The 18,189-nt window shown below is 70.8% G+C and carries 21 protein-coding genes, 1 tRNA gene and 1 pseudogene; 15 read left to right on the forward strand and 8 right to left on the reverse strand.

Annotated features, from left to right (window positions below):
- Positions 1 to 68 precede the first annotated feature (68 nt).
- Complete coding sequence (locus ACF07V_RS33950) at positions 69 to 683, forward strand: HhH-GPD-type base excision DNA repair protein (RefSeq protein WP_392159525.1); 615 nt, start codon at positions 69 to 71, stop codon at positions 681 to 683.
- Between the two features lie 129 nt (positions 684 to 812).
- Complete coding sequence (locus tag ACF07V_RS33955) at positions 813 to 2,366, forward strand: M28 family metallopeptidase (protein WP_392159526.1); 1,554 nt, start codon at positions 813 to 815, stop codon at positions 2,364 to 2,366.
- On the opposite strand, the gene ACF07V_RS33960 is transcribed toward ACF07V_RS33955, so the two are convergent.
- A complete protein-coding gene (locus ACF07V_RS33960; protein ID WP_392159527.1) occupies positions 2,367 to 4,001 on the reverse strand; it encodes a helicase HerA-like domain-containing protein in 1,635 nt (544 codons plus the stop codon). It lies immediately after the preceding gene.
- Positions 4,002 to 4,098: 97 nt separating this feature from the next.
- Between ACF07V_RS33960 and ACF07V_RS33965 the strand changes: the two genes are divergently transcribed.
- On the forward strand, positions 4,099 to 4,395 hold the full coding sequence (locus ACF07V_RS33965) for a type II toxin-antitoxin system VapB family antitoxin (protein WP_030209440.1): 297 nt from the start codon (positions 4,099 to 4,101) through the stop codon (positions 4,393 to 4,395).
- A gap of 121 nt (positions 4,396 to 4,516) precedes the next feature.
- Entirely contained in the window at positions 4,517 to 5,143 is a 627-nt protein-coding gene (locus ACF07V_RS33970; protein WP_392159528.1) for a LytR C-terminal domain-containing protein, read from the forward strand.
- 79 nt (positions 5,144 to 5,222) lie between these two features.
- On the opposite strand, the gene upp is transcribed toward ACF07V_RS33970, so the two are convergent.
- Complete coding sequence (gene upp / locus ACF07V_RS33975) at positions 5,223 to 5,858, reverse strand: uracil phosphoribosyltransferase (protein WP_017240523.1); 636 nt, start codon at positions 5,856 to 5,858, stop codon at positions 5,223 to 5,225.
- Between the two features lie 92 nt (positions 5,859 to 5,950).
- On the opposite strand from upp, the gene ACF07V_RS33980 reads away from it, so the two are divergent.
- The 9 genes from ACF07V_RS33980 to ACF07V_RS34020 all read left to right on the forward strand — a co-directional run bounded on the left by ACF07V_RS33980 (position 5,951) and on the right by ACF07V_RS34020 (position 11,627).
- The gene (locus tag ACF07V_RS33980; protein ID WP_392159529.1) at positions 5,951 to 6,160 is read left to right on the forward strand and encodes a hypothetical protein; all 210 of its coding nucleotides are present in this window, start codon (positions 5,951 to 5,953) and stop codon (positions 6,158 to 6,160) included.
- A gap of 205 nt (positions 6,161 to 6,365) precedes the next feature.
- On the forward strand, positions 6,366 to 6,899 hold the full coding sequence (locus ACF07V_RS33985; protein ID WP_392159608.1) for a hypothetical protein: 534 nt from the start codon (positions 6,366 to 6,368) through the stop codon (positions 6,897 to 6,899).
- A gap of 203 nt (positions 6,900 to 7,102) precedes the next feature.
- On the forward strand, positions 7,103 to 7,531 hold the full coding sequence (gene tadA, locus ACF07V_RS33990; RefSeq protein WP_392159609.1) for a tRNA adenosine(34) deaminase TadA: 429 nt from the start codon (positions 7,103 to 7,105) through the stop codon (positions 7,529 to 7,531).
- 67 nt (positions 7,532 to 7,598) lie between these two features.
- Positions 7,599 to 7,683, forward strand: a tRNA-Ser gene (locus ACF07V_RS33995).
- A gap of 412 nt (positions 7,684 to 8,095) precedes the next feature.
- Positions 8,096 to 8,260 (forward strand): hypothetical protein, encoded by a 165-nt coding sequence (locus ACF07V_RS34000; protein ID WP_177181689.1) that lies wholly within the window; start codon positions 8,096 to 8,098, stop codon positions 8,258 to 8,260.
- 9 nt (positions 8,261 to 8,269) lie between these two features.
- Positions 8,270 to 8,563, forward strand: a complete 294-nt coding sequence (locus tag ACF07V_RS34005) for a Dabb family protein (protein WP_369145438.1) — start codon at positions 8,270 to 8,272, stop codon at positions 8,561 to 8,563.
- A 214-nt stretch (positions 8,564 to 8,777) separates the two neighbouring features.
- Entirely contained in the window at positions 8,778 to 9,626 is an 849-nt protein-coding gene (locus ACF07V_RS34010; RefSeq protein ID WP_369145437.1) for an RNA polymerase sigma factor SigF, read from the forward strand.
- Positions 9,627 to 9,861: 235 nt separating this feature from the next.
- Positions 9,862 to 10,767, forward strand: coding sequence for an RNA polymerase sigma factor SigF (locus ACF07V_RS34015; protein ID WP_392159530.1), 906 nt, complete (start codon positions 9,862 to 9,864; stop codon positions 10,765 to 10,767).
- A gap of 50 nt (positions 10,768 to 10,817) precedes the next feature.
- A complete protein-coding gene (locus ACF07V_RS34020) occupies positions 10,818 to 11,627 on the forward strand; it encodes a hypothetical protein (RefSeq protein WP_392159531.1) in 810 nt (269 codons plus the stop codon).
- On the opposite strand, the gene ACF07V_RS34025 is transcribed toward ACF07V_RS34020, so the two are convergent.
- The 5 genes and pseudogenes from ACF07V_RS34025 to ACF07V_RS34045 all read right to left on the reverse strand — a co-directional run bounded on the left by ACF07V_RS34025 (position 11,608) and on the right by ACF07V_RS34045 (position 14,997).
- Positions 11,608 to 12,432, reverse strand: coding sequence for an alpha/beta fold hydrolase (locus ACF07V_RS34025; RefSeq protein ID WP_392159532.1), 825 nt, complete (start codon positions 12,430 to 12,432; stop codon positions 11,608 to 11,610). The genes ACF07V_RS34020 and ACF07V_RS34025 overlap by 20 nt on opposite strands.
- A complete protein-coding gene (locus ACF07V_RS34030) occupies positions 12,429 to 13,001 on the reverse strand; it encodes a TetR/AcrR family transcriptional regulator (RefSeq protein ID WP_392159533.1) in 573 nt (190 codons plus the stop codon). Before ACF07V_RS34030 ends, ACF07V_RS34025 begins: the two co-directional genes overlap by 4 nt.
- 78 nt (positions 13,002 to 13,079) lie before the next feature.
- Positions 13,080 to 13,373: pseudogene (locus ACF07V_RS34035) on the reverse strand (short-chain dehydrogenase); the annotation flags it as partial.
- Complete coding sequence (locus ACF07V_RS34040) at positions 13,352 to 14,614, reverse strand: RNA-guided endonuclease InsQ/TnpB family protein (RefSeq protein WP_392159534.1); 1,263 nt, start codon at positions 14,612 to 14,614, stop codon at positions 13,352 to 13,354. The pseudogene ACF07V_RS34035 and the gene ACF07V_RS34040, both read right to left, overlap by 22 nt.
- 149 nt (positions 14,615 to 14,763) lie before the next feature.
- On the reverse strand, positions 14,764 to 14,997 hold the full coding sequence (locus ACF07V_RS34045) for a hypothetical protein (protein WP_030685489.1): 234 nt from the start codon (positions 14,995 to 14,997) through the stop codon (positions 14,764 to 14,766).
- Between the two features lie 159 nt (positions 14,998 to 15,156).
- Here ACF07V_RS34045 and ACF07V_RS34050 point away from each other — a divergent pair, with 159 nt between their 5' ends.
- Complete coding sequence (locus tag ACF07V_RS34050) at positions 15,157 to 15,606, forward strand: MarR family winged helix-turn-helix transcriptional regulator (protein WP_392159535.1); 450 nt, start codon at positions 15,157 to 15,159, stop codon at positions 15,604 to 15,606.
- 15 nt (positions 15,607 to 15,621) lie between these two features.
- Positions 15,622 to 17,217, forward strand: a complete 1,596-nt coding sequence (locus ACF07V_RS34055; protein ID WP_392159536.1) for an MDR family MFS transporter — start codon at positions 15,622 to 15,624, stop codon at positions 17,215 to 17,217.
- 165 nt (positions 17,218 to 17,382) lie between these two features.
- Here the strand turns inward: ACF07V_RS34055 and ACF07V_RS34060 are convergent, their stop codons facing one another.
- Complete coding sequence (locus ACF07V_RS34060; RefSeq protein ID WP_392159537.1) at positions 17,383 to 18,171, reverse strand: TetR/AcrR family transcriptional regulator; 789 nt, start codon at positions 18,169 to 18,171, stop codon at positions 17,383 to 17,385.
- Between the last annotated feature and the right edge of the window lie 18 nt (positions 18,172 to 18,189).

The raw sequence follows: 18,189 nt of genomic DNA on the forward strand, positions 1-18,189 counted from the left end.
GGGAGCGCCGCTTCGCGAAGGGGTGAATCCACCGGGCGGGCGCCACGCGCGCGCGTGATGATCGGTCCATGAGTCCCAAGGCCCCCGAGATCCACCTCGCCCAGCAGCCGGAGGCCGACGCGCTGCTCGGCCGGTCACCGCTCGCCGCGCTCGTCGGCATGCTCCTCGACCAGCAGGTCCCGATGGAGTGGGCGTTCTCCGGCCCGTACACGATCGCGACCCGCATGGGCCACGACGACCTCGACGCGCACGAGATCGCCGCCCGGGACCCGGAGGAGTTCGCCGCGCTGCTCTCCGAGAAGCCGGCCGTGCACCGCTATCCGGGCTCGATGGCCCACCGGATCCAGCAGCTGTGCCAGTTCCTCGTCGAGGAGTACGGGGGCGACGCCGAGGCCGTCTGGGCGGACGCGGCGAGCGGGAAGGAGCTGCTCGCGCGGCTCCAGGCGCTGCCCGGCTTCGGGAAGCAGAAGGCGCAGATCTTCCTGGCCCTGCTCGGCAAGCAGTACGGGGTGCGGCCCGAGGGCTGGCGCGCGGCGGCCGGACTGTACGGCGAGGAGAACTGCCACCGCTCGGCGGCCGACATCACGGGGCCGGAGTCGCTCGCGAAGGTGCGGGCGCACAAGCAGGAGATGAAGGCGGCGGCCAAAGCAGCGAAGGCCGCGAAAATCGCGAACGGCGCCTGAACGGGCGGGAATTGATAATTCCACATTTCATTCCTGCGTGACCTGACAGGAATTGTGACGGATCTGTTCACAGAAGCCCCCGAGATCGCTAGCTTCCCCTCAACCTCGTCCGCACCGGGAAGGACTTCTGTGAACGCATCCCAGCGCCGAGCCGCGGCCATCCTCGCCGCCGCCGCCCTCGCCACCCCGCTGGTCCTCGCCTCCCCCGCCACCGCGGGACAGGACCCGGCGGCCGCGCCCGCCCGCGACGCCGCCCGGCTGGCGAAGAAGCTGGTCCGCGAAACCACCGCCCAGGACGCCTACAAGCACCTGCAGAAGTTCCAGGCGATAGCCGACTCCGCCGGCGGCAACCGCGCGGCCGGCACCCTCGGCCACGACGCCTCGGCCGCCTATGTGTACACACAGCTCAAGAAGGCCGGATACGACGTCCGCTACCAGCAGTTCGACTTCATCTACACCCAGACGCTCGCCGAGAAGGCCTCCGTCGTCGCGCCCGCGCCCCGGGCGCTCGACATCAAGGCCATGACGTACACGAAGTCCACCCCGGTCGGCGGCATCACCGCCGAGCTCGCCGCCGTGCCCGTCGACGCCGACGGCTCCACCGGCTGCGAGCCGGGCGACTTCGCCACCGGCACCTTCACCGGGAAGATCGCGCTGATCAAGCGTGGTGTCTGCTCCTTCGCGATCAAGCAGCAGAACGCCGCCGCGGCCGGCGCCGTCGGCGCGGTCGTCTACAACAACGTCGACGGAGCCCTCTCCGGCACCCTCGGCACCCCGGAGTCCGGTGCGATCCCCACCGGCGGGATCAGCCTGGCCGAGGGCACCCAGCTCGCCGCCGACCTCGCCAAGGGCCCGGTCTCGCTCTCCTTCGAGATCCGCCAGCTCCAGGAGAAGCGCACCACCAACAACGTCATCGCGGAGACCCGCGGCGGCAACGCCGCCAACACCGTGGTCCTCGGCTCCCACCTCGACTCCGTGACCGCCGGCCCCGGCATCAACGACAACGGCTCCGGCTCCGCCGGCCTCCTGCAGACCGCCCTGGAGCTCGCCAAGTCGAAGGACAAGGTCAGCAACAAGGTCCGCTTCGCCTGGTGGTCGGCGGAGGAGGTCGGCCTCCTCGGCTCCGAGCACTACGTCAACAGCCTCACCGCGCTCGACAAGAAGGAGATCAAGCTCTACCTCAACTTCGACATGATCGCCTCGCCGAACTACGGCCTGTTCGTGTACGACGGCGACAACTCGGACGGCGTCGGCGCGGGCGCGGGCCCCGAGGGCTCCGCCCAACTGGAGCGCGACATCACCGACTTCATGGACCGGCGCGGGGTCCCGCACGAGGGCACCGACTTCACCGGCCGCTCCGACTACGGCCCGTTCATCAAGGTCGGCATCCCCTCCGGCGGCACCTTCACCGGCGCCGAGGGCATCAAGACCGCCGCCCAGGCGGCCAGGTTCGGCGGCACGGCGGGCGTCGCGTACGACGTGAACTACCACGCCAAGGGCGACGACCTCAGCAACATCGACATGACGGCCTTCGCCGTGAACATCGACGTCATCGCCAACGCCGTGGGCACCTACGCCCACGACCTCTCGTCCCTGCGCAAGCCGGTCGTCTCCACCCCGACCACCGGCGACGCGGGCAGCGGCGGCGGCCTGCACGGCGACCACGACGAGGTGACCGCCTAGTCAGCGCCTCCGGCGGGCCGTCCCGAAGATCGATCGGCTGATCTCCCGGCCCAGCTGGGTGCCGACCGACCGGGCCAGGGACTTGAAGATCCCGCTGTCCACCACCTGTTCGGCCAGCGAGGGCTCCTCCTTCCGCCGGGGAGCCCTCGCCCCCGCCTTCTCGGCCTTCTCCGCCCTCGCTGCCTCCTTCTCGGCCTCCTTCGCGGCCGCCGCCTCCAGCGCCGCCGCCTCCGCCGCCCGCTGCTCGGCGGTCAGCTTCTCGTACGCCGACTCCCGGTCCACCGCCTCCGCGTACCGCCCGTACAGCGGGGAAGCCTTCACCGCCGCGTCCAGGACCGCCGCGTCGACCGGCCCCATCAACGACTCGGGGGCCCGCAGCCGGGTCGCCGCCACCGGAGTCGGCGCGCCCCGCTCACTCAGTACGGTGATCACCGCCTCGCCCGTACCGAGCCCGGTCAGCACCTCCTCCAGGTCGTACGGCGAGTTCGGGAAGGTCCGCACCGTCGCCTTCAGGGCCTTCGCGTCGTCCGGCGTGAAGGCGCGCAAAGCGTGCTGCACCCGGTTGCCGAGCTGCGCGAGCACGTCCGAGGGGACGTCCTTCGGGGTCTGCGTCACGAAGAAGATCCCGACGCCCTTCGAGCGGATCAGCCGCACCGTCTGCGTGATCGACTCCAGGAACGCCTTCGAGGCGCCCTTGAAGAGCAGATGCGCCTCGTCGAAGAAGAAGACCAGCTTCGGCTTCTCCAGGTCGCCGACCTCGGGCAGGTCGTTGAAGAGGTCCGCCAGCATCCACATCAGGAAGGTCGAGAACAGCTGCGGCTCGTCCTGCACCGCCGGCAGCTCCAGGACCGAGACGATCCCGCGCCCGTCCTCCGCCGTCCGCAGGAACTCGCCCGTGTCGAACTCCGGCTCCCCGAAGAAGCCCCCCGCACCCTGCTGTTCGAAGGCCGTGATCGACCGCAGGATCACCCCGGCCGTCACCGTCGACAGCCCGCCGATCCCCTTGAGCTCGGCCTTCCCGGTGTCCGAGACCAGGAAGGCCACCACCGCCCGCAGGTCCTTGAGGTCGACCAGCTCCAGACCCTTGGAGTCGGCGTAGTGGAAGATCAGCCCGAGCGACTGCTCCTGCGTCTGGTTCAGCTGGAGCACCTTGGAGAGCAGTACGGGACCGAAACTGGTCACCGTGGCGCGGACCGGGATGCCGGGGCCGGTGCCCCCGAGCCCGTAGAACTCGCAGGGGAAGCCACGCGCCCGCCACTCCTGGCCGACCTGCCCGGCCCGCTCCCGGACCTTCTCGCCGTCCTGGCCGGGCGCCGAGATGCCGGAGACGTCGCCCTTGATGTCGGCGAGGAAGACCGGCACTCCGTTCGCCGAGAGCTGCTCGGCGATCAGCTGGAGCGTCTTCGTCTTGCCGGTGCCGGTGGCTCCGGCGACCAGACCGTGCCGGTTGAGCACGGGCAGCGGGAGGCGGATGCCCGCTTCCGGGTGACAGACGCCGTCCCAGAGCAGCGCCCCCAGATCGAGTGCGGGTCCGTCGAAGGCGTACCCGGCGGCGATCCCGGCGGCGGGCGCCGCCGGGGAGACGGGGGCCGTCCCGGTCCCTTCGGTCTCCGGCGGCTGCTCGCTGACGCTCATGACGGCACCCCAATTCCGGTTTTGTCACGGTTCGCACCAGCATCCCACTGCCCTCGCGTGGCTGCGCCGGTAGCCGCTCGCCCGGTAGGCTTTCCGTGTGATCTTCAAGCGCATCGGAAACGGAAAGCCGTATCCCGACCACGGCCGGGAAAGCACCCGGCAGTGGGCGGACGTCGCCCCGCGCCCGGTCCGCCTCGACCAGCTGGTGACGACCAAGGGCCAGCTGGACCTGGAGACCCTGCTCGCCGAGGACTCCACCTTCTACGGCGACCTCTTCGCGCACGTCGTGAAGTGGCAGGGCGACCTCTACCTCGAGGACGGACTGCACCGCGCCGTCCGCGCGGCGCTCCAGCAGCGCCAGGTGCTGCACGCCCGCGTCCTGGAACTCGACTGAGCCGACGGCACGGCCGAACCGACGGCCCGGCTGACCCTTTCGGGGTCAGTTCGCCCCCATCCGGACGCGATCACATGATCATCAAGTAGGCATCGCCGACGGGCGGCATTACGCTGCGTTCATGAGCATGCTCACTCCCCCCGGCATGGGCGGTAAGTACCGCATCACGGGGGATGTCTACCCCCGCATGCGCCGCCCCCACCGCCGGCGCAGGATCGTCCTCGCGTCCGCCGCCGCCGTGGTCGTGCTCGGCGCGGCCGGCTGGGGGACGCTGCAGCTCGTCGACGTCTTCTCCGGCGACGGGGGAACGAAGACGACGGCCGGAAAGCAGGCCGACTGCAAACCCGCGCCCAAGCCGACCCCCGCGGCCGCCGCCTTCCCCAAGCCCGCCCAGATCACGGTCAACGTCTACAACGCGACCCCGCGCAGCGGACTCGCGAAGACGACCGCGGACGAGCTGAAGAAGCGCGGCTTCAAGATCGGCAAGGTGGGGAACGCGCCCACCGCCTACGACAAGAAGGTCCCGGGCGCCGGCCTGCTGCTCGGCGCGCCCGCGGCGACCAAGGGCGTCCTCCCGGTCCTCGGAACCCAGCTCGCGGGCGCCACGACCAAGACGGACACCCGGGGCACGGCGGACGTGGACCTGATCATCGGGACCGCGTTCAAGACGCTGTCCCCGAAGGCGACGGCGGACGCGGCCCTGGTCGCGCTGACCAAGCCCGCGCCCGTACCGACCGGGAAGTGCTGAGTAGGTACCGCTCGGCGGAGCCGGCTGTGTCCTACTCGGCGGAGCCGGCAGTGCCCTGCTCCGCGGAGCCGGCTGTGTCCTACTCGGCGGAGCCGTACATGCGGTCGCCCGCGTCGCCCAGGCCCGGGACGATGTAGCCGTTCTCGTTGAGCCGCTCGTCGACCGAGGCCGTCACGACGGTCACCGGCGTGCCCGCGAGCTCGCGCTCCATGACCTCGACGCCCTCCGGGGCGGCGAGGAGCACGACCGCGGTCACGTCGTCGGCGCCGCGCTTGATGAGCTCCTGGATCGCCGCGACCAGCGTGCCGCCGGTCGCCAGCATCGGGTCCAGGACGTACACCTGGCGGCCCGAGAGGTCCTCCGGCATCCGCGTCGCGTAGGTCGACGCCTCGAGCGTCTCCTCGTTGCGGATCATGCCGAGGAAGCCGACCTCGGCCGTCGGGAGCAGCCGGACCATGCCGTCGAGCATGCCGAGTCCGGCGCGCAGGATCGGGACCACCAGCGGACGCGGGTGCGACAGCTTCACGCCGGTCGTGGGCGTGACGGGGGTCTCGATGTCGACCTGCTCGGTCCGCACGTCCCTGGTGGCCTCGTAGGCGAGCAGGGTGACCAGCTCGTCGGCGAGACGGCGGAAGGTCGCGGAGTCCGTGCGCTTGTCGCGCAGAGTGGTGAGCTTGTGGGCGACCAGGGGGTGGTCGACGACGTGGAGACGCATGACTCAACAGTAGCCCGCCGCGCACTGGCGTCGACCCACGGCGCTGAGGGAAAGTGGGGGCACAGGGACCCAGCGATGGGGTGGTGTGGCCCATGCCCGACCTGGAAGAACCGGCCGAGGAAGCCGCCGAGGGGGCGGCCCGGGCGCCGGCACCGGAGACCGACGCGGAGCGCCGCAGGCGCCGCGCCCAGTTCCTCCGCGAGCTGAACGAGGCCAAGGCGCTGCGCGAGCGGGTGCAGCCGCGACGCGCCCGGGCCGCCCGGATGCGCCAGGCGATGCGCATGCGCACCTTCCGCTGGTGAGGTCCCGGACGGATCATCCGTTGTGCGCCCCCTTCGTGCGCCGGGGTCGCACGCCCGCCCGATAGCGGGGTCGTTCAGACTGATGCACGACGCAAGAGCCGAAGACCTCTCCTGACGGCGTCGCATCTGTCACGATGCCGATTGGGCGGGGCATCAGGCTCGCGCCGCCGGAACGTCACACCTCTGATCAGTGGGAGAGAGTCAGGTGTACTTCGCCGCACTGCTCGCGCGCACCGAAGACGGGTGGGAAGCGAGCGACACGGAGCTCGACGACGTGGAGACCCTGTCGGATCTGGCCGAGCTGGCCCGTGAGGCCTCGGACGACGACACGGTGATCGTCTTCATCGAGCAGGAGGACGCGTGGTTCGGGATCGTCCGGATCGAGGGTGAGGAAGACCCTCGTATCTACGTCTCGGACGGGGCCGCCGCCGCCCGTTCCTCGTACGGGGAGATGCTCACCCGGGAGATCCTCGGGGACGATCTGGACGACCTGGTCGACGACCTGGAGACGCTGGACCTCGACGGCACCGAGGACGGGGAGCCGCTGGACGCCGACACGGACGAGGACGAGGCGGGCTCCGTCGCCGCCGAGGCCGTCCCGGCCGCTCCGGTGGGCGACCGGCTGATCCTCGCGGACCTCGGCATGTCGGCGGAGGACCTGCTGGCCCTCGACACCGACGCGCTCGCGGAGATCGCGGACGCGCTGGGCGCCGCCGACGTCCTGGAGGCCGTCCGCTAGTGGCACCCGCGGTACCTGTCCCCGACGCGACGGGCGAGGCGACGGGCCACGCCACGGCGAAGGCCGCGGCGAAGGCCATGACCGACCCCGTAGGGGACCCCGACCCCGTACGGGAGCCCGACCCCGTACCGGACCCCGACCCCGTACCGGACCCCGACCCCGTACGGGAGCCCGACCCCGTACGGGACCCCTGGCGGGACGCCATGCGGCTCGCGATCGCCGAGGCCGAGGCGGCCGGGCCGGCCGGTGACGTACCGGTCGGCGCGGTCGTGCTCGGGCCGGACGGCGCCGTGCTCGCCCGCGCGCACAACGAGCGGGAGGCCACCGGCGACCCCACCGCGCACGCCGAGGTGCTCGCCCTGCGGCGGGCGGCCGCGGCGACCGGCGAGTGGCGGCTGACGGGCTGCACGCTCGTCGTGACCCTGGAGCCGTGCGTGATGTGCGCCGGCGCACTCGTCCAGTCGCGGGTCGAGCGGGTGGTGTTCGGGGCGCTCGACGAGAAGGCGGGCGCGACCGGTTCGCTCTGGGACCTCGTCCGGGACCGCCGGCTGAACCACCGTCCCGAGGTGATCCAGGGCGTCCTCGGCGAGGAGTGCGCCGAGCAGTTGACGGCCTTCTTCCGGACCCGCTGACCCCCGCTCCGACCTGGTCTTCGATACGGATTTCATCGCAGGGCCAAGTTGGGCTAAGCTCTCTCTCGGTAGCGTGTCCGAGCGGCCGAAGGAGCTCGCCTCGAAAGCGAGTGTGGCGCAAGTCACCGAGGGTTCAAATCCCTCCGCTACCGCTTCGATCGAAGGGCCCGGTGCATCAGCACCGGGCCCTTCGGCGTATCTCCGGTGCGGGCGCGGGTCCGTACGCGGAAGGCCCCGGTGCGCGCTGGTGACGCGTACCGGGGCCTTCCCAAGTAGGACGGGGGGAGCGGCATCGGGGGGACAAGCCACTCCCCCCGATGAGAACCGGACCTGCAAGCCCTCGCCGCAGTCAGGGGGGAAGCTCACGGCGTGGACCCCGCAGTGCGGGCCGGTTCCAGGAGCCCCGTGGATTCCTGCCAGATCCGCCGGGCTCGACATCCATACTGCTCGCCCGTCACCCTTCCGGGGGGCGGCGAAAGGCCCCGATCGTCGGGCCCTTGGTCCATAAAGCCTCGGTTAGAGTGGCGCGGTCGTACGGCGGGGGAACAGGGGAGGGCTGGGCAGATGGCGCAAGCGAAGAAGGTCGCGCTCTACGCGGTCGTGGTCTTTGTGCTGTACACGATCGTCACCTCCCCGGCCAGGGCGGCCGATCTGGTGCAGGTAGGGTTCGAGGGCATTTCCAGCGCCGCCCAGGGAGTCGGTCAGTTCATGACCGAACTCGTCAACTAGGAGCTTTCCGTGATCCGCCATCTGGTCCTCTTCAAGCTCAACGACGGTGTCGACCGCGACGAGCCGCGCGTGGTCGCCGGTGTCGAGGCGTTCCGCGCGCTCGGCGAGCAGATCCCGGAGCTGCGCTTCTGGGAGTGCGACTGGAACATCACGGACCGGCCGATCGCGTACGACTTCGCCATCAACTCGGCCGTCGAGGACAAGGACGCCCTCCAGCGCTACCTCGACCACCCCGCGCACCAGGCGGGCGTCGCCCAGTGGCGCGAGTTCGCTACCTGGGTGATCGCGGACTACGCCTTCTAGTCCCCCGCTTCACCCCTGGGCCCCCTGCCGTCGCGGCGGGGGGCCTTTTCCGTGCGTGACCTCCCCTTTTTCCGCCAACATGCCCTCAACACGTGGCTATGCGGTGCTTGCACACAGTGGACATGTCTTGTGATGCTATGACCGCTTTTGACGGATGAGTTGACCGTAGTTGACCCAGTCGACCAGCAAGACCAGCCAAAGGGGTGGCGTGAACGTGCCGGCCAGTACAGCACCTCAGGTCCCGCCCCAGCACGAGGCGGGCGGGGCCGCGGACACCCCGCGGCCCCGGCCGCAGAGCAGCCGGGGCGCCGACACCCGGGCGCTCACCCAGGTGCTCTTCGGGCAGCTCAAGAACCTGGAGCCCGGGACCCCCGAGCACCACCGGGTCCGCGGGGCCCTCATCGAGGCGAACCTGCCGCTCGTGCGGTACGCGGCGGCCCGCTTCCGGTCCCGCAACGAGCCGATGGAGGACGTCGTCCAGGTCGGCACCATCGGCCTGATCAACGCCATCGACCGCTTCGACCCGGACCGGGGCGTGCAGTTCCCCACCTTCGCGATGCCCACGGTCGTCGGCGAGATCAAGCGGTACTTCCGCGACAACGTCCGGACCGTGCACGTGCCGCGCCGGCTGCACGAGCTCTGGGTCCAGGTGAACGGCGCCACCGAGGACCTGACGACCGCCCACGGCCGCTCCCCCACGACCGCCGAGATCGCCGAGCGGCTGCGGATCGGCGAGGACGAGGTGCTCGCCTGCATCGAGGCCGGCCGCTCGTACCACGCCACCTCCCTGGAGGCCGCCCAGGAGGGCGACGGGCTCCCCGGACTGCTCGACCGGCTCGGCTACGAGGACCCCGCCCTCGCCGGCGTCGAGCACCGCGACCTCGTCCGCCACCTGCTCGTCCAGCTGCCCGAGCGGGAGCAGCGGATCCTGATGCTGCGCTACTACAGCAACTTGACCCAGTCTCAGATCAGTCAGGAGCTCGGCGTCTCCCAGATGCACGTGTCAAGGCTCCTCGCCCGCAGCTTCGCCCGCTTGAGATCCGCAAACAGGATCGAGGCGTAACCGAAACGGGTAGACCGGTTCGGAGCAGTTCTCCGGCACCCCAAATGCCGTACACCCCTTGTTTCCTGCGGAAATGTCAGCTCTCCGTGTCGACAAGTCACTACAGCGTGTTGCCGACATGTGACATTCTGCTGGAACCGAGTTTGCCGCAGCCCCGCCGCCGGTATTCAGGTGGAGGCTGCGTTCCTCAGATGGTCGCGGCCACCGCGACCGTCCGCGACCTCAAGGGGGTGGCATGTCCACAGAACTGGGCAGCTCGAAGGTGCTCACGCTCACGCCCGTTCCCGTGCCCACGCAGACGACGGCGCCGACCGCGACCGACAGCGCGGAGGCCACGCCGCCGCCGATGACGGTCACGCCCGGAGCCCTCGACACCCGCACCCTCTCGCGCTCGCTCTTCCTGCGGCTGCGCGCCCTCGACGCCGAGGGCACCGCCGCGGACAGCCCGGAGCGGACCTACGTCCGGGACACCCTCATCGAGCTCAACCTCCCGCTCGTGCGGTACGCGGCGGCCCGCTTCCGCTCCCGCAACGAGCCGATGGAGGACATCGTCCAGGTCGGCACGATCGGCCTGATCAAGGCGATCGACCGCTTCGACTGCGAACGGGGCGTGGAGTTCCCGACGTTCGCCATGCCGACCGTCGTCGGCGAGATCAAGCGCTTCTTCCGCGACACCTCCTGGTCGGTGCGCGTCCCGCGCCGGCTCCAGGAGCTGCGCCTCGCCCTCACCAAGGCCAGCGACGAGCTCGCCCAGAAGCTCGACCGCTCCCCCACCGTCCCCGAACTCGCGGCCGTGCTCGGGGTGTCGGAGGAGGACGTCGTCGACGGCCTCGCCGTCGGCAACGCGTACACGGCCTCCTCGCTCGACTCCCCCTCGCCCGAGGACGACGGCGGCGAGGGCTCGCTCGCGGACCGCCTCGGCTACGAGGACACGGCCCTCGAAGGCGTCGAGTACCGCGAGTCGCTCAAGCCGCTACTCGCCAAACTGCCGCCCCGGGAGCGGCAGATCATCATGCTCCGCTTCTTCGCCAACATGACGCAGTCGCAGATCGGCGAGGAGGTCGGCATCTCGCAGATGCACGTCTCGCGGCTCCTCACCCGCACCCTCGCCCAGCTGCGCGAAGGCCTCATCTCCGACTGACTTCCCCAAAAGCCCGCCTTGTTGACGGCCCGTCAGCCAGACTGGGGCGCATGAGGCGAAGGAAGCCGGGACTCGCGGCGGTGGCGCTCTGCCTCGGCGGGGCGCTGACCGCGTGCGGCGGCGGAGGAGACGGCGAGGGGTACGCGGCGGTCGGCGCCGGCCCCTCCCCGAAGGGCGCGGTCGCCCCTTCGGGCGTGGTCACCCTGGTCCCCCTGGAGCCCTCGGAGAGCGGGACGACGTCCAGCACGTCGTCCCCGTCACCCGCGGCCCCCGGGGCCCCCGGGGCGTCTTCCGGGGGCGGCAGCGGGGCCTCTCCGGGCCCTTCGGGGGCCCCTGGGACCCCTGGAGCCCCCGGACCTTCCGGGACCCCCGGGCCTTCCCGTACGGGATCGGGTACGGGATCGGGTACGGGATCCGGTACGGCTCCGACGACCGCGCCCGGCAGCGGCGGCGCCGGCACCCCGCCCCGTACCCCCTCCGCCACGCCCTCGCCCACCCCGCCCGACACCGGCGGCACGTCCCCGTCCTCGCCCGTGCCGACCACCGCGCCCGGGCCCGCCGTGCTGACCGTCTCCGCACCGAGCCTCGCGGACGGCGACCGGCGCTGGTGCCAGCGGGTCACCGTGACCTTCCGCAACACCGGTGGCACCGCGGCGACTTCGGGCACGGTCGGCTTCGCGACGCACATCATCGGGCTGCTCGGCACCGACTGGGGGACGGTCGACTCCCGTCAGCCGCTGCCCGCGCCGATCGCCGCCGGGACCGCGCGGACGCAGACGTACACGGTGTGCGTGGAGTCCTGGCGGGTGCCGCTCGGCATGCGGATCGACACCCGGGAGGTCACCGCCGCATGGCGCTGACCAGCACCTCCGCGAACTCCGCCGGGTGCTCCACGCAGCCCACGTGCCCACCGGGGAACGCGATGGTCTCCGCCCCGGTCAGCTCCGCGATCCGTCGGGACGGCCCGACCAGGGCCTCCTGATCCGCCGACTCCCGCCCGACGCCCAGGACCAGCTTCCCGGCTGCGGCGCGCAGCCCGTCCAGGTCCGGGGCGGAGGAGGAGAAGGGGCACAGGACGTGCTCCAGGAAGACCGGCATGTTGGCCGCCATGCGGGAGGCCATCGGCCGGATGGAGGCGGGGAGTTCGCCGTGCTGCCGCTCCGGCTTCCGGCCGTCCGGCGTCTCGGAGAACCGGGCCATGGCCGGGCCGAGGCCCCGCGTGCGGTGCAGCTCGCGCACCTCGGCGAAGTGGTCGCGGTACGGGGCGGGGTCGTCGAGCAGCTCCACCAGGGGCGGCTCGTGGGCGACGAGCCGGCGCACCCGGTCCGGGCGGGCGGCGAGCAGGGCGAGGGCGACGATGCCGCCGGAGCTGCTGCCGAAGACGTACGCGGGCCCGTCGGGCGAGACCGCGTCCAGGACGGCGAGCGCGTCCTCGCGCCACTCGGCCACCCGCTGGTCGCCGAGGGGCCCGTCGAGCGGGCTGCGGGACAGGCCGCGCTGGTCGTACGAGACCACCGTGTGCCCGGCGTCCGCGAGGAGGTCCGCCATCCCCTCGAACAGTCCGGCGTCCCCCGCACCGCCGGGGATCAGGAGCAGGACGGGGCCGCTGCCGCGCGTCTCGTACCTCAGGGTGGCGCCGGCCACCTTCAGCGTTCCGGCCTTCACGAGCTGTTCCCCCAGTTCTCCAGGACGTGGTGGAGCGCGTCGAGCGAGCGCGCCCAGGACTCGGCGACGGGGCGGGAGTGCGCGAAGCCGCCGCTCAGTTCGAGGTGGATGTAGCCGTGGAAGGCGCTGCGGAGCAGGCGGGCCGCGTCGGTGAGGTCGGGCTCCCGGAGGCCGTAGCCGCGCAGCATCCCGTGCGTGAGCTCGACGGCGCGCAGGAAGACGGCGGTGTCGGCGACCTCGGCCGGTTCGATCCGCTGCTGCGTGGCCGCGTACCGCCCGGGGTGGGCGAGGGCGTAGTCGCGGTAGGCGTCGGCGAAGGCGACGAACGCCTCCTTGCCGGAGCGGCCCGCGACGGCGACGCCGATGGCGTCGTTCATCTCGCCCGAGGCGAGGAGCGCGAGCCGCACCCGCAGGTCCCGCAGGCTCCTGATGTGCGAGTAGAGGCTCGCGTCCTTGACGCCGAAGCGGCGGGCGAGGGCCGAGACGCCGACCTTGTCGAGTCCGCTCTCGTCGGCCATCTCGGCGGCGGCCCGCACGAGGCCGTCGACGGTGATTCCGGCGCGCACCACAGGCACTTCCCCGTTCCCAGAACTCCGGGAGCTCCTTCCTAGAGCCCCTAGGAAGAAAGCTAGCACCCCTAGGCACGGTCAGGGGCCGAGAAAACGCACTCCGGTCAGGCGCTCCGACTCCTCCCACAGCCGGCGGCCCGTCCCGGGGTCGCCGGCCGCGCCGGAGAGCCGTACGCGGGTCGGGGCGCCGCGCAGTTCGCCCATGCCGTCCGGGCCGATGAACTCGCCGCCCACGACGGACGGATCGGTCGCCGCGTACAGCTGGGGCAGCGCACCCCGCTCCGGGCGCTGGGCGAGCAGCGGATTGCCGATGCGCCCGAAGAACAGCTTCGCCAGGCCGGAGGTGTCCTTCATCTGGAGGCTGGTCGCGGTTTGACTCCCTCGCCCGCCTGAAGGAGGGCGATGCCCGTCTGACGCGCCATTGCCAGGAGCGACTCCGGGTGGGTTCCTGCTTCTCCGCGCTGTGCCGGTACGAGTACCGGTCTTACCTGCGCTCCACAGGCTGACACCGCCAGTCCGGCGGCCTTGGCGATGTTGATCGCCGCGTTGATGTCCCGGTCGAGGACGACTCCACAGGTCCCGCACTGCCAAATACGGACGTGCAGGGGCTTGGGGCCACCGTTGGTACCGCAAACGCAGCAGAGCTGACTGGTGGGCTCGAAGCGTCCGATGCGGATAAAGGTCCGGCCGTACAGGGCGGCCTTGTACTCCAGCATCGCGACGAACGCGGCCCAGCCCGCGTCATGGACGGACTTGGCCAGACGCGTACGGGCGAGTGCCTTGACCGCCAAGTCCTCCACCGCCACCGCTTGGTTCTCGCGGATGATCTTCGTGGAGAGCTGATGGTGGAACTCACGCCGAGCGTCGGCCACCCGCGCATGAGCGCGGGCGACCTTGATGCGGGCCTTGTCTCGGTTGTTCGACCCTTTCGCCTTACGGCCCAGATTCCGCTGGGCCTGCTTCAACTCCTTCTCCGCCCGGCGCAGGAACCGCGGAGCGTCGATCTTCGTACCGTCCGAGAGGACCACGAAGTGCCCCAGACCCAGGTCGATACCGACGACCGGCTGCACCTCGGGATGCGGGACGGGATCGGTCTCGACGACGAACGAGGCGAAGTACCGCCCGGCCGCATCCCTGATCACCGTCACGGTCAACGGCACGGACGGCAGGGCTCGCGACCACTTGACCCGCACATCCCCGATCTTCGGCAGACGCAGCTTCCCGCCCGACGTGATTTTCCACTTCGCGTTCGCGGTGAACCGGATCGCCTGCTTGCTGTCCTTCCGCGACTTGAACCGGGGTGCGCCCGCCCTCGCGCGCTTCCCCTTCAGTCCGTCGAAGAAGTTCCGGTACGCCGCGTCCAGATCCCGCAGGGACTGTTGGAGCACCACTGCCGACACCTCGCCCAGCCACGCCCGTTCCTCGGTCCGTTTGGACACCGTGAGCAGTTTGGACAGCTCCCCGGAGGAGACGAACGGCAGCCCGGCGGCACGAGCGTCCTCACGGACGCGAAGCGCGTCGTTGAAGACGACACGCGCACACCCGAACGCCCTTCCCAGCGCCGAACGCTGCGGACCGTCCGGATACACGCGGAACGAGTACCGGAGCTGCATGCGGATTACCGTACGATCGCCGATCCGGTGCCCGATACAGGAACATTCGAGCGAGACGTCACCGTACGTCCGCTGCCACCCCGGCAAAGAAAAGTGGGCCGGGTCCGCGCGATGCGGATCCGGCCCACCTCCACGGGGGTACCGAGCGGTCAGCCCAGCGCCAGCCAGGCGACGGCCGCCAGGACGACGATCACGGCGACGACGCCCACGATCAGGCCGACCCGGGGGCCGCCCGACGCGGCCGCGGCCTGCGGCTGCTGCCGCTGCGGGGTGCCCTCGTCGACGAAGGCGCGGAACATCTGCGTGCTGCCGGCGGGGTCGTAGCCCTCGGGACCCTGAGGGGGCTGGCCCTGGCCGTACGGTGCTTGGGGGTTGTGTGCCATGGGCCAGGACCCTAGCGAAGTCGGGGTGGGGGGCCCAAGCCCCGGCACCGACCATCCGCCTTTGCCGATTCTTTAGCGCCGTTTGACCGATTTAGTTTGCCTGAAGCAACCAACCATCTCTATGGTTGCCCTAAGCAACAAGATGGACGGGGGTGCCCGATGGCGACACGGAACAGATACGAGGAACTCGCCCGCTCGGTGAGCGCGATCGGAGCCGTGAAGCGAGGGCTCGCCCGCGCCCTTCCCGTCGACTGCCCGGGCGGCTCGGCGGCCGCGCTCGCCCTGGTCAACCATCACGGCGACATGCGGATGAGCCGACTCGCCGAACTCATGGCCGTCGACATGTCCGTGTGCAGCCGCCACGTGGCCCACACCGTGGAGCGCGGCTGGATCGAGCGTCTGCCCGACCCGGACGACAAGCGCTCCCGCATCCTGCGGCTCACGGAATCGGGCCACGCGATGCTCGGCGAGCTCGACCGCCGCATGACCGAGGCCTTCTCCCGCCACCTCACGGAGTGGTCCGACGACGACGTCGAACTCCTCACCCACCTGCTGGCCCGCCTCCGCGACTCCTTCGGGGACTGCCGGGCCCAGGCCCACCACGCTTGAGAAAAAAGGAAGTTCATGGCTACGACCACGCCCGACACCGGTGCGCGGGACGGTGTCACCGGTACCGGCGGTGGCGGCGACTCCGCCCCGATGACGCACCGGCAGATCATGGAGGCGCTGTCCGGGCTGCTGCTCGGCATGTTCGTCGCCATCCTGTCCTCGACGATCGTCTCCAACGCCCTCCCCCAGATCATCACCGACCTGGGCGGCGGCCAGTCCGCCTACACCTGGGTGGTGACCGCCGCCCTCCTGGCGATGACCGCGACCACCCCGCTCTGGGGCAAGCTCGCCGACCTCTTCTCCAAGAAGCTCCTCGTCCAGATAGCCCTGGTCATCTACGTCGCGGGCTCGATCGTCGCCGGTCTCTCGCAGAGCACCGGCATGCTCATCGCCTGCCGTGTCGTCCAGGGCATCGGCGTCGGCGGTCTCACCGCCCTCTCCCAGATCATCCTGGCCGCGATGATCGCCCCGCGTGAGCGCGGCCGCTACAGCGGCTACCTCGGCGCGACCTTCGCCGTCGCCACCGTCGGCGGCCCGCTGCTCGGCGGCGTCATCACCGACACCGACTGGCTCGGCTGGCGCTGGTGCTTCTACGTCGGCGTGCCCTTCGCGATCATCGCCCTGATCGTCCTGCAGAAGACCCTGAAGCTCCCCGTCGTGAAGCGTCAGGTCAAGGTCGACTGGGCCGGCGCCTTCTTCATCAGCGCCGCCGTCTCCCTGCTCCTCATCTGGGTCACCTTCGCGGGCGACAAGTACGACTGGATGTCCTGGCAGACGGCCGCCATGGTCGGCGGCTCGGTCCTCCTCGGCGCGGGCTTCGTGCTCGTCGAGTCCAGGGCGAGCGAGCCGATCATCCCGCTCCGCCTCTTCCGCAACCGGACGATCACCCTCGCCTCGCTGGCCTCGCTCTTCGTGGGTGTCGCGATGTTCGCCGGCACGGTCTTCTTCAGCCAGTACTTCCAGCTGGCGCGGAACGAGTCGCCGACGATGTCCGGCGTCCTCACCATTCCGATGATCGGCGGCCTGTTCATCTCCTCCACGGTCTCCGGCCTGATCATCACCAAGACCGGACGCTGGAAGGCGTGGCTGGTCAGCGGTGGCGCCCTGGCCGCCGGCGGCCTCGGCCTGCTCGGCACGATCCGCTACGACACGGCGTACTGGCACATCGCGATCTTCATGGCGGTCCTCGGCCTCGGCCTCGGCATGATGATGCAGAACCTGGTCCTCTGCACCCAGAACCAGGTGGCCCCCGCCGACCTCGGCGCCGCCTCCTCCGTCGTCACCTTCTTCCGCTCCCTGGGCGGTGCGGTCGGTGTCTCGGCGCTCGGCGCGGTCATGGCCCACCGGGTCACGAACTACGTCAAGGAAGGCCTGGCCGAGCTCGGCCCGAAGGCCGCGGCCGCCCTGGGCAAGGGCGGCTCGGGCGGCGGCATCCCCGACATGGACAAGCTGCCGGCCCCGATCCGCACGGTCATGGAGGACGCGTACGGCCACGGTGTCGCCGACGTCTTCCTCTACTCGGCGCCGTTCGCGCTGCTCGCCTTCGTGGTGACGCTGTTCATCAAGGAAGTCGCGCTGAAGAGCAACACGGTGAAGGCGGAAGCCGAATAACAGAGCTCCCGGGCGCGCTTCGAGCGGAGGCGCGGCCGGGTCCGGTACGGAGCGGCGGGCAGGGGACGGCCCGCCGCTCCGTCATTTCTCCGTACGGCCCGCCGCTCCGTCACTTCTCCGTACGGCCCGCCGCCCCGTCACTTCTCCGTACGGCCCGCCGCCCCGTCACTTCTCCGTACGGCCCGCCTCTTCGGCCTCGCGCGCGACCATGACCTCGATGCCGGCGATCAGGACGTCCAGGGCGTAGCCGAAGTCCCGGTCCCAGACGACGCTCAGGCTGTCGTGCGAGGTCCGCTCGTCGAGGATCTCCTTCAGCCCCTCCACCTGCTCCGTGAGGTCCGGGTCGTCGCGGAAGGCGTTCACCGAGTCCACGTAGAACTCGTCCTGCGACATCCCGGCCGCCGCCGCGCGCCGGCCGAACTGGGACTCGATCGTCCCGTAGCCGTACACGAACTGGAACACCGCCGACATCGCGCTCGGCCGCCGGTCCAGCGAGAGGCCGGTCTCCGCGACCGTGTCGTGGATCTTCTGGCCGACGGCGATCGCGTTCGGGCCGATGTTCAGGTACTGGCCGGCGCTCGGCGACATCCACCCGTGGCGGACCAGCATCCGCCGGTAGTCCAGGGCGAGCAGGCGGATCCGCTCCTGCCAGTCCGCGGCGGCGTCGACCGCCGCGAGGTCGATCTCCCCGTAGACGCTGTCCATGGCGTACTCGAGGATGTCGTCCTTGGTGTCCACGTACCAGTACAGGGACATCGCGGTGACGTTCAGCTCGGTCGCGAGCTTGCGCATCGACAGCTTGGCCAGGCCCTCCTCGTCGAGCATCCGGATCGAGGCGGCGACGATCCGGTCCCGGTCGAGCCCGGCCGGGCCGCCGCCGCCGCGGGCGGCCCTCTGCTCCAGCCAGACGCTGGAACGCGCCGGGTTCTTGGCCCGATCGGCTGCCTTGACCATCGCGTTCCTCCGTCTTCA

The sequence above is a fragment of the Streptomyces sp. NPDC015661 genome, from assembly GCF_043077765.1.
Lineage (GTDB): Bacteria > Actinomycetota > Actinomycetes > Streptomycetales > Streptomycetaceae > Streptomyces.

Excerpts from the sequence above, each read along its gene's own strand:
- ACF07V_RS33950 (WP_392159525.1), top strand. The coding sequence starts at position 69 with ATGAGTCCCAAGGCCCCCGAGATCCACCTCGCCCAGCAGCCGGAGGCC.
- ACF07V_RS33960 (WP_392159527.1), bottom strand. The coding sequence starts at position 4,001 with ATGAGCGTCAGCGAGCAGCCGCCGGAGACCGAAGGGACCGGGACGGCC.
- ACF07V_RS33970 (WP_392159528.1), top strand. The coding sequence starts at position 4,517 with ATGAGCATGCTCACTCCCCCCGGCATGGGCGGTAAGTACCGCATCACG.
- upp (WP_017240523.1), bottom strand. The coding sequence starts at position 5,858 with ATGCGTCTCCACGTCGTCGACCACCCCCTGGTCGCCCACAAGCTCACC.
- ACF07V_RS33980 (WP_392159529.1), top strand. The coding sequence starts at position 5,951 with ATGCCCGACCTGGAAGAACCGGCCGAGGAAGCCGCCGAGGGGGCGGCC.
- tadA (WP_392159609.1), top strand. The coding sequence starts at position 7,103 with ATGCGGCTCGCGATCGCCGAGGCCGAGGCGGCCGGGCCGGCCGGTGAC.
- ACF07V_RS34000 (WP_177181689.1), top strand. The coding sequence starts at position 8,096 with ATGGCGCAAGCGAAGAAGGTCGCGCTCTACGCGGTCGTGGTCTTTGTG.
- ACF07V_RS34015 (WP_392159530.1), top strand. The coding sequence starts at position 9,862 with ATGTCCACAGAACTGGGCAGCTCGAAGGTGCTCACGCTCACGCCCGTT.
- ACF07V_RS34020 (WP_392159531.1), top strand. The coding sequence starts at position 10,818 with ATGAGGCGAAGGAAGCCGGGACTCGCGGCGGTGGCGCTCTGCCTCGGC.
- ACF07V_RS34040 (WP_392159534.1), bottom strand. The coding sequence starts at position 14,614 with ATGCAGCTCCGGTACTCGTTCCGCGTGTATCCGGACGGTCCGCAGCGT.
- ACF07V_RS34045 (WP_030685489.1), bottom strand. The coding sequence starts at position 14,997 with ATGGCACACAACCCCCAAGCACCGTACGGCCAGGGCCAGCCCCCTCAG.
- ACF07V_RS34050 (WP_392159535.1), top strand. The coding sequence starts at position 15,157 with ATGGCGACACGGAACAGATACGAGGAACTCGCCCGCTCGGTGAGCGCG.
- ACF07V_RS34055 (WP_392159536.1), top strand. The coding sequence starts at position 15,622 with ATGGCTACGACCACGCCCGACACCGGTGCGCGGGACGGTGTCACCGGT.
- ACF07V_RS34060 (WP_392159537.1), bottom strand. The coding sequence starts at position 18,171 with ATGGTCAAGGCAGCCGATCGGGCCAAGAACCCGGCGCGTTCCAGCGTC.